Here is a 12148-nt window from a genome sequence, read left to right as displayed (position 1 = left end):
ACCTGAAGATAATATTAGGGTAACCCGGTGCATTCCGTTATAATGCAAGGTTGTAATAACCTACCAAGGTCTGAAACTGTGAAGTTTAGACGAACAAGGGTGGTACCACGGAGGCAATGTCCTACGTCCCTTTATGCAAAGCATAAAGGCGCACGTATGGGCTTTTTTTATTAGATTTTGATAACTATAGGAGGTAATGTATTCATGTTTAAAGTGTTAGTTAGTGACCCTATTTCAGATGTTGGTTTAAAAAGCTTAATTGAAGATCCTATGGTTGATCTTACCATTCAAACAGGCTTAGAAAAAGAACAACTATTGAATATCATCGGAAATTTTGATGCATTATTAGTTAGAAGCCAAACAAAAGTTACTGCTGAAGTTATCAACGCAGGGAAAAATCTTAAGGTTATAGGACGAGCTGGTGTCGGGGTAGATAATATTGATCTTGATGCAGCTACGGATCGTGGTATCCTTGTTATCAATGCACCTGATGGAAATACAATTTCTACAGCTGAACATGCCTTTGCAATGTTAATCAGCATGGCACGTAACATCCCTCAAGCACATGGCAAATTAAAGCATGGCGTATGGGATCGCAAGAACTTTACAGGTGTTGAATTAAACAAAAAAGTATTAGGTGTTGTTGGTGTTGGACGTATAGGTGCTGAAGTTGCGAAAAGAGCGAAGGCGTTTAACATGGACATTTTGGGCTTTGACCCATTTATGTCGCAAGAACGAGCTGAGCAATTAGGCATTACTCTAGCCTCTGTTGAACAAATATTTGAAAAGGCAGACTTTGTAACATTCCATACCCCGTTAACTAAAGAAACGAAATATATGTTAGACAAGCCACAATTTGCAAAGATGAAAAAGGGTGTTAGAATCGTTAACTGTGCCCGTGGAGGAATTGTAAATGAAGAGGCTTTGTATGACGCTATCAAAGAAGGTATCGTAGCTGGAGCAGCTTTAGATGTATTTGAAGAAGAACCGGCTGTTGGGAATCCTCTTCTGGAGCTTCCACAGCTTGTAGCAACACCTCATTTAGGGGCTTCTACTGAGGAAGCACAATTGAATGTTGCTATCGACGTAGCGGAGGAAGTAGCGAATGTCCTTCATGGCAAAGGTTTTAAGAATGCAGTCAATTTAGCAATCCTTCCAGAAGAAGATTTTGCTGAATTAAAACCTTACCTCAAGTTAGGACAGAAATTAGGTTCATTAGCTGCGCAAATCAGTACAGGTAGAATCGAAAAGTTAGAAATCACATACGCAGGAAATATTGCAGACTTGAAATGCGAACCACTAAGCCGTTATATTATTCGCGGATTATTATCTTACCATCTAGCAGATGACGTGAACTATATTAACGCCTACAAAGCAGCAAAGTCTAAACATGTTGAAATCGTGGAAAGCAAAACTCATACAAGTAAAGGATTTGCTAACTTGGTTAGCATTTCTGTAAAAACAGCGAATGAGTACATTCAAGTAGCTGGCTCCCTGCTCAATGGATACGGAGCTAAAATCGTAAACATCAATGGTTATACTGTAGATGCAAATCCTGTAGGTAATCTTCTTTTAGCACAGCATACTGATAAACCAGGTATTATCGGGATTGTAGGTACCATGCTCGGAGAAGCTGATATCAACATTGCAACAATGCAAGTGGGCAGAAAAGTAGCTGGCGGAGACGCAGTTATGGTTCTAGGTGTTGATAAACGTATTCCAGAAGATGTAGTAAAAAAATTAGAAGCCGTAAGTGGTATAAATAGCATTTTCAATGTAGATTTACAAAACTAGCAGTATATTGTGATAAACAAGCACTCAACCAGTTATGATTGAGTGCTTGTTTTTTTGTTTAAGATTTAATATCCTTCAGCTGAAAGTTGCGTTGTTCAAATACTGCTAGTTGCTTATATCCTATCTCTGATATGATTTGTAATGCATCTGAGTATCCGCTTCCCACATCATTAGGAGCGTGTGCATCCGAGCATAAACAAATCGGAATTTCATTAGCAAAAAACTTTTCAAGCCATTGTGGTTTCGGATAAATCTCTTTTACTGGTTTTCTAAATCCCGCAGTACTTACTTCTACAACCATATTATTTTGCTTAATACTTTGAATCACATCGTCAATGACAACGAGTAACTCTTCTCGCATTTCAGGTACATGGCCAAAAATCTTAATCACATCAAAATGCCCTACTATATCAAACAGTTTACTATCTACCATCTTCTTTAGGTTTTGGAAATATGTGATATAAACTTCCGTTACATCGCGCTTATTCCATTCTTCTTTCATTTCACTTAAATCAAAGCCCCATTGATCAATCCAATGAATAGAGCCAATGACATAATCCCATTGATATTGATCAAGAAACAATTTCGTTACATCCTCTTTACCAGGAATATAATCCATCTCAATGCCAATTTTTATAGGCATCCCTTGTTCTCTAGCTGAAAAAAGCAGATGTAAATATTCTTCAATACTTTCGGTTTGTCGCTTTTCGACCCATGGGTTAAATAGAATGTCCTTAGTCTCTTTAAACCTGTATGCATGCTCGCTTATACCAAGATCATCAATCCCTTGCTCCTTGGCTTTATTTACAAACTTCCGCAACCACTCTAAGTCATATTTCCCTTGTTCTATATGCACATGATAGTCCGTTAGCAGCGTAATCACCACTTTCTTATAGGCTATTTATACTATTCGAGGTTCTGACAAAAAAACCTTCTTTCCGACGAAAAAAGTTCTACCATTGTTCGCCACTTAACTTCGGTAATTCTATGATAAATGTTGTGCCTACATCTATTTGACTCTTTACACTTATCTCACCAAGATGAGCCTCAATGATATTTTTGGTAATCGCTAATCCCAAACCGGTTCCAGATTTCGAACGCGTTCTCGCTTTATCTGCCTTATAAAATCTTTCAAATATAAAAGGTAAATCTTCTTCTGGAATACCAAAACCATTATCCTGCACCGTAATCGTAACCATATCATTTTGAAATAATTCGACGGTGATTTTCCCATGATCACCCGTGTGACGAACCGCGTTATCGATTAAGTTAATCAACACTTGTTCTATACGTGCAATATCCACATAACAGTAAATATCATGGCCACTCGTTTGAAATGCAAATTCTTTATTCGGATGTAAACGGGTATATTTTTTTAACAATGAATCTAAGACTTCCCTCATTTCAATTGTTGTTTTATCTAATTCAATTTGTCTGGCCTCTAATTTTGCAAGATCTAATAAATCGTTGACTAAGCGTTTCATCCTAAGCGCCTCATCATTAATTACTTCTGCTAATTCTTTGCGCGTCTTGGGATCCTCTGCTATATCGTCTAATAATGCTTCACTATAACCTTGAAGCATCGCTAACGGCGTACGTAACTCGTGGGAAACATTCGCTACAAAGTCTTTACGAAGCTTATCCATTCTCTTCTCTTCCGTTACATCCCTTAATACCGCAACGATTCCATTAATTTGCTTAGAATTCTGATATAGTGGGTCGACTGCGACAGCGTATGTTCTTCCTAGTATATTCACATCATGATTTAACTCTTCTTCCTTATTGAAAGCTTCTACAATCATGTCGGCAAGTTCCTTCGGAAGCCTATCAATATAATACTGTTGTCCTGTACGGTAGTTCATTACCCATTGCTTTAAGAGTTTGGTAGCTGGTGGGTTAGATATTATGATTTTCTTATCCTTACTAATGGTCATTACCGAATCTGACATCGATGATAGAATACTATTTAATTGTTCTTTCTCTTTATTTAACGCCTGAATAGAACTATCTAATTCAAGAGCAAGAACATTCATCGAATGACCTAACGTCCCTATCTCATCGTCCGTTTTCACGTGAATTTGGCGGTTAAATTTACCCTCTGCCATATTCCTTGCAACATCATTCATTTGTAGTAGTGGATCGGATATCCGCTTGGATAAATAGATTGCTAGTACAATACTAAGAAGCAGAGCAATTGTAGCAGTGTATACAATCAACATCTCCGCCTGGTTAATGATTTCTGAAATTTGTTGTGTTGGCTTGTATAACGTTACAGCACCAAAAATTTCACGCCTTTGATTCACCAAAGGAACTCCGACAGCTAAAATCTCCGACTGTTGATCTTGGAGAAATCCACGTCTTACAACTACCTGTCCTTGATATATCCGTTCGATATCTGTCGGCGAGAGCTTAACTTCTTCTGGAATCTCTTCTAAATTAACACCCGTATCCACAGAACCGATAAATTCCCATTGCGTTTCTATAAAGACAGAAGCTTTTGCTTCCCTAGCAATTTCCCACGTAATCTCAGAAGCTAGTTTCTTATCCTGGCGAAATACAATCACTTCTGATATATGATTGGCCTTCGATACTAGACTCCTTGTCTCAAAGGAATAATATAGCTCATCAAAATACTTACCAACAAAAACACCAAGAAAAACAATAGTAAACATCATGAGCATCAATATAGATATCCATAACTTAAAAATAATGCTCTTTCTTATCATGGGTTCTCCTTATATTTTCCCTGCTTTAAATTTATAACCTACTCCCCATACTGTTGCAATCCGTTGCTCAGCTTCTGGTGAAATATTTCCTATTTTTTCGCGAAGGCGTTTTACATGGGTGTCTACCGTTCTAAGGTCACCAAAAAAATCGTAATTCCATACTTCTTTTAAAAGCTCTTCACGACTAAATACCTTCTCCGGTTTTTTCGCAAGATAATATAGTAAATCGTACTCTTTAGGGGTTAAACTAACTTCTTGATTATCGATTTGCACAAGGTGAGCATCGTGATCAATAATAATATTAGAAAAAATGAGTACATTGGACGACTGTGTGTCACCTGCAAGGTAGGCTGTCGCAGATGACCTTTTCAACAAAGCCTTGACACGCATGATTACTTCCCTTGGGCTGAAGGGCTTAACCACGTAATCATCTGCCCCAATTTCAAAGCCTTGAATACGATTCTCTTCTTCGCCTTTTGCTGTTAACATAATAATCGGAACAGACTTATGCTTCCTGACTTTTTGGCAAATCTCCCATCCATCCATACCAGGTAGCATAATATCTAACAAAATCAAATCATATTCATTTCCTATAATCTTGTCATAACCAGTAGTACCATCTTCCGCTTCGTCTATTTCATAACCTTCTCTTTCAAGGTACATCCTTAGTAATTTACGAATACGATCTTCGTCATCGACTATTAATATTTTATTTGCATCCATAGATTTCACTCTCTTTCCTTAGCTAATTCATTAAATAAGCGAGTTACTTCCTCCGAAGTTAAGTCACGATAATTCCCAATGTCCAATCCTTCGAGTGTGAGAAATCCAACCTTTTCTCTCATTAACCTTCTGACTGGATGTTTAATATAGTCAAACATTCTTCTCACTTGACGATTTCGACCTTCGTGGATGATTATTTTAATCTTAGAAAAATTCGCATCACATTCGAGAAGTTCAACCTTTGCGGGAGCTGTTATTCCATCCTCAAGCATAACACCTTTGCGAAGAGCATTTAAAGCATTTTCATGCGGCTTTCCTAGGACCTTTGCAACGTACTCTTTTTCTAACTCAAAACTTGGGTGCGTCAGCTTATATGCTAGGTCCCCATCGTTCGTTAATAATAATAGTCCACTAGTGTCATAATCTAGTCTGCCAACAGGGAATAATCTTTCTTCAATATTATCAAGTAAATCAATCACTGTTTTACGATTCTGCGGGTCTGTAACAGTTGTTACATATCCCCGTGGTTTATGAAGCATGATATATTTTTTGTTTTCTTTATGTAAGGGTTGTCCATTCACATGAATGAGATCCATGATAGGGTCCACACGAAAGCCTAATTCGGTAATCGTTTGTCCATTGACTGTAACTTGTCCTGATTCAATTAACTCTTCACACTTACGACGTGAAGCCACACCACAAGCTGCCATATATTTCTGTAATCGTTCCATTGTCTTCCTCATTTCGAGTAGCTTATGATAGAATAATAAACTATTAAGCTATATCATGCAAGAAGAGGGATTGATTGCTCAATCCCTCTAGCTACCGAAAAACAATAAACAAATGTATACGGCTGCAATAAATCCTGCAACATCTGCTAATAATCCTACTTTCAAAGCATAACGAATTTTCTTGACACCGACACTACCAAAATACACCGTAAGCACGTATAAGGTAGTATCTGTACTGCCTTGCACTGTAGATGCGATACGACCAATCATAGAATCTGGTCCAAAGGTATTCATAATATCTGTAGTAATCCCCAATGCTGCACTTCCCGATATTGGACGAATTAATCCTAATGGGATCGCTTCTTTAGGAATCATAATAGGCTTTAGTACTGGTTCTAAAAGCAACAGAAAAAAATCTAAAGCGCCAGATTCACGGAACACTGTGATTGCAACCATCATTCCTACTAGGTGCGGCAATATTGAAATTGCAGTAGTAAAACCATTTTTGGCACCGTCAATAAAAATCTCATACACGGGTATTTTCTTTATCGCATAGGCATACAGTGGAATCCCAACTACAATGATTGGTATTGCCCAGGACGATATCTTAGCAACGGAATCATACACGATACATCCCCCTAATATAGCAAAACATTATAAACAAAACTTGCATACACCAAGTCCTTTTTGACGCAGGTGAATGCCTTAGTTGCCGTTATACTATCAACATTAAATTTATAAAATCTGATAGTATAAAAATAACGGCGTTTATGCTATATGTCTCTCTTTATTTCTATAATATTTATCCGCCATAATTGCTACCGTTGTAGAAATCATAGTAGCAATGATTGTAGTAATAATGATTTCAGCTGGGTTCACAGAACCAAACTTTAATCGCAAACCAATAATAGTAGTCGGAATTAGCGTTATACTTGATGTATTTAATGCAAGTAAGGTACACATGGCTCTACTCGCTGTTTCTTTATTAGGATTAATCTTTTGCAGTTCTTCCATAGCTTTAATACCTAATGGTGTGGCTGCATTACCAATACCAAGCATATTTGCGCTCATATTCGATAATATATATCCCATGGCCGGATGATTTCTAGGAATCTCTGGAAACAAAAATCTTGCGATTGGCCCAAGGATAATTGATAGTTTTTCTATCAATCCAGCTTTTTCTGCAATATTAACGATTCCCAGCCAAAACACAAGAATACTTATAAGTCCTATACTAACGCCAACCCCTAACTCTGCACCTTGCAATACTGAATTGGTGACTTTATCGATGTTTCCAGTTACCCCAGCAAACCCTACCCCAACAACTAAAAAGAATAACCAAATTCCATTAATCATTGAAAGTATCCCCGAATTCTCTCAAAGAAGCTTAGTTTATCAACAGAGGTGTTACTATATAATGCCACATTCGCGATTTCTTGCTCCTCAAAGAGCACTACCACATTTCCGATAGTCTGCCCTTTCTTCACAGGTGCTTTTACGGTATCTGGAATATTCCACACATAAGAGAATTTATCTTTCTCATCTTCTTTAATTGGATAGTGCATTTCTTTTTCTACGATTAAATTAATTCTTGCAGCTTTCCCTAATAACACAGGGACATCTTTTACAGGTTTGCCTGTTTCTATAAGTAAATGTCTCTGATAGTTTTGGAAACCATAGTCTAGTAATCTTGCAGAGTCTCTCCACCAGTCAGGTGCATTTAGTACAATCGTCGCGAGCTGCCAGCCGTCTTTTGAAGCTGATGAAGCTAGACAGCGCCCAGCTTTCTTGGTGTATCCCGTTTTAACCCCGTCTCCCCCCGGATAGAGAGAAAGCATTTTATTCTTGTTATAAAATACACGGTCATAGGATTCGCCTTCCCATGGAACCTTTTTTACTTTGGTACTGACAATATCCTTAAACACTGGATTTCTTAAAGAGTATGCCAGCAATTTCCCCATATCACTTGCCGTTGAATAATTCCCTTCTCCCCAGTCTAAGCCATGGGAATTAGAAAAATTTGTACCGTTCATTCCTATCTCTTTAGCTTTTCCATTCATTACTTCGGCGAACTTATCCATACTACTACTAACATGCTCTGCTACCGCCGTGGCCGCATCATTTCCCGATCGTAGCATAAGGCCGTATAGCATATCATGTAATTTCATTTTTTCATTGAGCTTTAGATAAATCGATGATCCTTCTACACCAAATGCAGTTTTGCTCACTTTTACTTGACTCTCTAGCTTTGCATTCTCTATAGCTACAATGGCAGTCATAATCTTCGTTAAAGATGCGATTAACATTTTTTGATTCTCGTTTTTACTATATAGTACCCTTCCACTCTCAACATCTACCAACACTGCTGTTTGAGCGCTCAGGGCGACAGCCATAACATTTACCGGCTGTATTAAAAACGCTAGCATACATAAAATTACAATTGTTTTTAGAATGATCTTGTTTTTTGTCAATTTCGACTTGAAATTACGCATAAATCGACCCCTCCCATTACTGCAATATATGTCCTATATTCGAGGGCTAGAACGAAAAAAAACAAGCCATCAATACTGAGGCTTGCTCTCTTCCTTGCTAAATGCTTTTTGTATTTTGTCTATTACTTCTGGTGTCAAATCGACAATGCGATCTAAAAGCTGAATGTTGTTATCAAGGGGTAGTAATCGAATCTCACCACGATTTATGACCAGAAAAGCTACGGGAGAAATGGATACTCCTCCACCGCTACCACCACCGAATGGATATCCTTGTTGCCCTTTCGTCTCTCCGATATCAAATTCTGTTCCCCCAGCTGCGAAAGCAAAACCCACTTTTGATACAGGAATAATGATACTACCATCAGGAGTTTCTACCGCATCACCTACGATTGTATTGACGTCAATCATGGTTTTCAAATTTTCCATTGCATTTGACATTAAGTTTTGAATTGGATGATTAGACATGACGTACCCCTTTCCAATATAGATAAAATAATTTTATTCCAGCATATATAGCATAGCCTACCTTAAATTGGAATATACAATGGAACTGCATTTTGAATAAATATTGATAGTAGTCCGGATTGACGTGCACCTTCGGCTTTTCCTTAAGTGGAAAGAAAAAAAAGAAGTATTGCATAATCGTACCTTTAATTGCCCAAATTCCGCCAACTACTGGCCCTAAAACTGCTGCATCATTAATGCCTACATGTGTTGTCCAATGAAATGTTGTGACTTTAAAACCACGTAAAATTTTCCTCATTGATTGAATGACATGATGTAATCTTTTCACGATTTGATTGATTTTTTCCAATACCCTCCTAATCGATTCAAACTTAATGTTAATTAAATCTGACCCAAGCGGTGAGCTTTGTTGATCTTTGAGCTGAATTCCTAAATCATTGCCCTTTTTATTGAGATCGATTACTGCAATCTCTTTTTTCAATTTAATAAAATATAAAATGGTAATAGTAATCAAAAGATAATCATTGTCTTCCCCGTGTCTTTGGAAGTAAATCTCGGCCTTTGTGTTAGTAACCATGATAAGGAAAGTAATAAAGAGTGAGAAAATTAAGAGCAACCAATACCAGGGCATATATATCCTCCGTAAAAAGTAATATTACATTATTACCCATTTTATCTATGTGCTAAACTTAGAATAAAGAAAACTTGGTATTCGCCGAGCTTTAGCGAAGCACACAGGTACATAAGTCTCGCTATATGCTTTGCATTAAGACTCGATTTAAGAATACCTTTAGTTGCACTGACGCAAAAACACAGTAATTTATTTACTAATGTGTTGCTAATGCAGAGCTATGTACATCAGATAAAATTTATAAATTCTGATGTACTAAAAAAAGAACGTGACTATTCACGCTCTTCTTGAAATAGATTTCTAATTTGTTCTTCTTCTTCCAGTGTAAGTTCAGGTATACTCGGTAACTCAGTAATATCTCGTAGCCCGAAACAGTCAAGGAAGTCTCTCGTTGTCTTATATAGTCTTGCCCTACCCAAACCTTCTTTTCTTCCTGCTTCTTCAATTAAGTTCCGCTGCAATAATGAGTTAATTGCCTTTTCAGACTTAACGCCACGTATCTCTTCCACTTCTGCCCGGGTCATCGGTTGCTTGTACGCAATAATCGATAACACTTCAATGGCAGCTTGTGACAAAGCGGTTTGTTGATTCTCTTTCGCAAGTTTCTCGTAGTATGGTGCATGTTCTATGCATGTGACAAGAGAGAAACTATCAGCGATTTCGATGATTTGTAGCCCTCTACTGTCGCGAATGAAATCCTGTTGTAGGTCTAGTACTAAATCAAGGGCATCATCCTCATCCGTATCAAGTAAAGAGCAAATTTGTTTCAGAGATAACCCATCTTCACCAAATAAATAAAGGGCGCCTTCTATGACTCTTTTCTTCTCTATGTCATCCATTACGTTTCCCCCACCCTATTTCATCACCATAATGATAAAGTCTTCAAATAACTGATCTTGAATACAAGTAACTTCCCGAGTCTTCATCAGCTCCAAAATCGCTAGTAAAGTTACCACTACTTCACTAACACTCTTTCTTGATACTAGCTTAGAGAAAGCTATGGAATCGTTAATCGATAGAAATGAGCGTATTTGCGAGATTTTATCATCTACAGAAACTTCCTCTTTTTGAATCGTTGCAATTGGATCCACTTGATACTTCCGATGGATCCCATGGATGAACGCACTGACTAGGTCGTATACTGAGATTGTATCAATCTTTTGCTCCGTCTGTTCTTGATAGAATTGCTCCAGGTTTGATGGTAATTTACTGAAATATAAACTCCTCTTACTCTCTTTCTCTCTAAGATACTCAGCAATCTTCTTATATTTCTTATATTCAATCAAACGGTTCATAAGCTCAACTTGCGGATCAATCTCTTCTACATATTCAGAAATTAGCGGTTGTAGCTGTATAGGTTTTGGTAATAGCTTTCTACTTTTCATAGACAATAACGTAGCAGCCATCAAGATAAACTCACTGGCGATATCTAATTCTAAGCTTTTCATCGCTTTTAAATAGTCTAAATATTGTTGTGTAATCTCAGCAATAGAAATGTCATAGATGTCTACTTCTGCTTGCTCTATCAAGTACAGGAGTAGGTCGAGCGGCCCCTCAAACGAGTCAAGGCGTACACTATAGGCCATTACCTTACACCCATCAGTTCCCTAACTTTTTCTAGTGATTGTAATGCAATGGCTCTCGTCTTCTTCGCACCATCATTGAGCACATCTTTTACGTAATCTGGATTTGCGACTAGCTCTTGTTTTTTCTCATAGATTGGTTGAATGAGAAGTGTTAATTTTTCAGCTAATATTTTTTTGCATTGCATACAACCAATCGTTCCTGCTTTACAAGCAGTTGCAACCTCTTGAGCTTGGTCCGTATTGAAAATTTTGTGATATGCATATACACTACATACTTCAGGGTTGCCTGGATCATCTTTGCGAATACGCTCTGGATCAGTTACCATAGAACGTACTTTTTGCATGATTTCGTCAGGGCTAGCCGTTAAGCGAATATAGTTTTGATAACTTTTACTCATCTTGCGATTATCTAAGCCTGGAAGCACTTTATTCTCTGTAAGTTTGGCAATTGGGTCCTTGAATACTTCCGAATTGTATAAATGATTGAATCTTCTACCGATTTCTCTCGTTAATTCAATATGCGGAACTTGATCTTCCCCTACCGGAATTACTTCTCCTTGACAGACAAGAATATCACATGCTTGTAGTAATGGATAACCTAGGAATCCATAAGTATTGATTTCTTTTTCCTTTAATTGTTGTAATTGGTCTTTATACGTCGGTACTCTCTCTAACCAAGATAACGGAATAATCATAGAAAAGAGTAAGTGGAGCTCAGCAATCTCTTTAATATCTGATTGGCGGAAAATAGCACATTGCTTCGGGTCAAGTCCTGCTGCTAACCAATCACAAGCCATATCAAAAATTCTCATATCCAGTTGTTCCACTTCTTTATATGCAGTGGTCAATGCATGCCAATCTACTATTGAAAAGAAACAGTTGTATTCGTTCTGTAACTTTACCCAATTTTCTAAGGCTCCTAAATAGTTCCCTAAATGAAGTTCACCCGTAGGACGCATTCCACTCATGAGCGTTTTTTTCACATCTGTCATTTTGTTAC

Annotated in this window: 13 protein-coding genes and 1 other annotated feature (1 of these 14 cut by a window edge); of the genes, 1 reads left to right on the top strand and 12 read right to left on the bottom strand. The window is 37.6% G+C overall.

Going from position 1 to position 12148, the window contains the following annotated elements; translation table 11 throughout:
• Positions 1-134, top strand: a binding site (T-box leader) (it extends 101 nt beyond the left edge of the window).
• 70 nt (positions 135-204) lie between these two features.
• Entirely contained in the window at positions 205-1794 is a 1590-nt protein-coding gene (gene serA / locus BHU72_RS06430; RefSeq protein WP_069701809.1) for a phosphoglycerate dehydrogenase, read from the top strand.
• Positions 1795-1852: 58 nt separating this feature from the next.
• On the opposite strand, the gene BHU72_RS06425 is transcribed toward serA, so the two are convergent.
• The 12 genes from BHU72_RS06425 to trpS form a co-directional block, all read right to left on the bottom strand.
• Positions 1853-2677 carry a histidinol-phosphatase gene (locus BHU72_RS06425; RefSeq protein ID WP_301553496.1) on the bottom strand — a complete coding sequence of 275 codons (825 nt, stop codon included), beginning with the start codon at positions 2675-2677 and terminating at the stop codon, positions 1853-1855.
• Between the two features lie 70 nt (positions 2678-2747).
• Entirely contained in the window at positions 2748-4466 is a 1719-nt protein-coding gene (locus BHU72_RS06420) for an ATP-binding protein (RefSeq protein WP_176720422.1), read from the bottom strand.
• Positions 4467-4529: 63 nt separating this feature from the next.
• Entirely contained in the window at positions 4530-5243 is a 714-nt protein-coding gene (locus BHU72_RS06415; RefSeq protein WP_069701807.1) for a response regulator transcription factor, read from the bottom strand.
• A 5-nt stretch (positions 5244-5248) separates the two neighbouring features.
• Positions 5249-5974 (bottom strand): pseudouridine synthase, encoded by a 726-nt coding sequence (locus BHU72_RS06410; RefSeq protein ID WP_069701806.1) that lies wholly within the window; start codon positions 5972-5974, stop codon positions 5249-5251.
• 87 nt (positions 5975-6061) lie between these two features.
• On the bottom strand, positions 6062-6601 hold the full coding sequence (locus BHU72_RS06405) for a spore maturation protein (protein ID WP_069701805.1): 540 nt from the start codon (positions 6599-6601) through the stop codon (positions 6062-6064).
• A 141-nt stretch (positions 6602-6742) separates the two neighbouring features.
• Positions 6743-7330: a nucleoside recognition domain-containing protein gene (locus BHU72_RS06400; RefSeq protein ID WP_069701804.1), complete on the bottom strand. Its 588-nt coding sequence runs from the start codon at positions 7328-7330 to the stop codon at positions 6743-6745.
• Positions 7327-8466, bottom strand: coding sequence for a D-alanyl-D-alanine carboxypeptidase family protein (locus BHU72_RS06395; RefSeq protein ID WP_069701803.1), 1140 nt, complete (start codon positions 8464-8466; stop codon positions 7327-7329). The genes BHU72_RS06400 and BHU72_RS06395 overlap by 4 nt, the downstream gene beginning before the upstream one ends.
• 69 nt (positions 8467-8535) lie before the next feature.
• Positions 8536-8931, bottom strand: a complete 396-nt coding sequence (ytfJ, locus tag BHU72_RS06390) for a GerW family sporulation protein (RefSeq protein ID WP_069701802.1) — start codon at positions 8929-8931, stop codon at positions 8536-8538.
• Complete coding sequence (locus BHU72_RS06385) at positions 8924-9562, bottom strand: DUF2953 domain-containing protein (protein WP_069701801.1); 639 nt, start codon at positions 9560-9562, stop codon at positions 8924-8926. Before BHU72_RS06385 ends, ytfJ begins: the two co-directional genes overlap by 8 nt.
• Before the next feature lie 272 nt (positions 9563-9834).
• Entirely contained in the window at positions 9835-10401 is a 567-nt protein-coding gene (scpB, locus tag BHU72_RS06380) for an SMC-Scp complex subunit ScpB (protein WP_069701800.1), read from the bottom strand.
• A gap of 15 nt (positions 10402-10416) precedes the next feature.
• On the bottom strand, positions 10417-11148 hold the full coding sequence (locus BHU72_RS06375; protein WP_069701799.1) for a segregation and condensation protein A: 732 nt from the start codon (positions 11146-11148) through the stop codon (positions 10417-10419).
• Positions 11148-12140 carry a tryptophan--tRNA ligase gene (gene trpS, locus BHU72_RS06370; protein ID WP_069701798.1) on the bottom strand — a complete coding sequence of 331 codons (993 nt, stop codon included), beginning with the start codon at positions 12138-12140 and terminating at the stop codon, positions 11148-11150. The genes BHU72_RS06375 and trpS overlap by 1 nt, the downstream gene beginning before the upstream one ends.
• Positions 12141-12148: the final 8 nt, after the last annotated feature.

It is taken from the genome of Desulfuribacillus stibiiarsenatis, from assembly GCF_001742305.1.
GTDB classification, from domain to species: domain Bacteria; phylum Bacillota; class Bacilli; order Desulfuribacillales; family Desulfuribacillaceae; genus Desulfuribacillus_A; species Desulfuribacillus_A stibiiarsenatis.
This window is presented reverse-complemented; position numbering and strand designations above follow the sequence as displayed.

Excerpts from the sequence above, each read along its gene's own strand:
- BHU72_RS06375 (WP_069701799.1), bottom strand. The coding sequence starts at position 11,148 with ATGGCCTATAGTGTACGCCTTGACTCGTTTGAGGGGCCGCTCGACCTA.
- BHU72_RS06420 (WP_176720422.1), bottom strand. The coding sequence starts at position 4,466 with ATGTTTACTATTGTTTTTCTTGGTGTTTTTGTTGGTAAGTATTTTGAT.
- trpS (WP_069701798.1), bottom strand. The coding sequence starts at position 12,140 with ATGACAGATGTGAAAAAAACGCTCATGAGTGGAATGCGTCCTACGGGT.
- BHU72_RS06415 (WP_069701807.1), bottom strand. The coding sequence starts at position 5,243 with ATGGATGCAAATAAAATATTAATAGTCGATGACGAAGATCGTATTCGT.
- ytfJ (WP_069701802.1), bottom strand. The coding sequence starts at position 8,931 with ATGTCTAATCATCCAATTCAAAACTTAATGTCAAATGCAATGGAAAAT.
- BHU72_RS06400 (WP_069701804.1), bottom strand. The coding sequence starts at position 7,330 with ATGATTAATGGAATTTGGTTATTCTTTTTAGTTGTTGGGGTAGGGTTT.
- BHU72_RS06395 (WP_069701803.1), bottom strand. The coding sequence starts at position 8,466 with ATGCGTAATTTCAAGTCGAAATTGACAAAAAACAAGATCATTCTAAAA.
- BHU72_RS06385 (WP_069701801.1), bottom strand. The coding sequence starts at position 9,562 with ATGCCCTGGTATTGGTTGCTCTTAATTTTCTCACTCTTTATTACTTTC.
- BHU72_RS06410 (WP_069701806.1), bottom strand. The coding sequence starts at position 5,974 with ATGGAACGATTACAGAAATATATGGCAGCTTGTGGTGTGGCTTCACGT.
- scpB (WP_069701800.1), bottom strand. The coding sequence starts at position 10,401 with ATGGATGACATAGAGAAGAAAAGAGTCATAGAAGGCGCCCTTTATTTA.
- serA (WP_069701809.1), top strand. The coding sequence starts at position 205 with ATGTTTAAAGTGTTAGTTAGTGACCCTATTTCAGATGTTGGTTTAAAA.